1 protein-coding gene is annotated in these 527 nt (G+C 50.3%); it reads left to right on the top strand.

Translation table 11 applies throughout. The annotated features are described in order from the left end of the window. Positions 1 to 167: 167 nt before the first annotated feature. On the top strand, positions 168 to 527 hold a 360-nt coding region (mobB, locus tag J5224_RS35005), incomplete at its 3' end, for a molybdopterin-guanine dinucleotide biosynthesis protein MobB (RefSeq protein WP_264629387.1).

The raw sequence follows: 527 nt of genomic DNA, 5'->3' as shown, positions 1-527 counted from the left end.
TCGCTCCATGATCTCGAAACTTGAAACCTACCTGGAACGTGGCGATCGTAAGCTAATGCTATTTCTGGCAGAGATCGAGGCGATTCCCGTACTGTTCACTGATTGCCCTTTGGCATTTCAAAACCTGAACACCCCAGACGATCTCTCCAATTGGCAAGAGGCCAAACATGACTGAGTTGCATCACCCACGCCTGCTTGCTGTTAGTGCTTATAGCGGTACCGGGAAAACCACCTTGCTCACCCACGTGATTCCGCTCCTCAAGGAGAAAGGACTACGCATTGGTGTGATCAAGCATACTCATCATGATATGGATATCGATAAACCCGGCAAAGACAGCTATGAGCTGCGTAAAGCAGGGGCTGCGCAGACGCTTGTCGCCAGTAACCAGCGCTGGGCGCTGATGACGGAAACACCGAAGGCCGAAGAGGTGGATCTCTATGAAATGGTGAGCAAAATGGATGTTGATACGCTGGATTTGGTGCTGGTTGAAGGATTTCGACACGAAAAGGTGCCTAAGATCGTTCTT

It is taken from the genome of Candidatus Symbiopectobacterium sp. NZEC135 (genome assembly GCF_025962695.1).
Note: the sequence above shows the minus strand (reverse complement) of the source record. Positions and strands in the feature narration are given on the sequence as shown.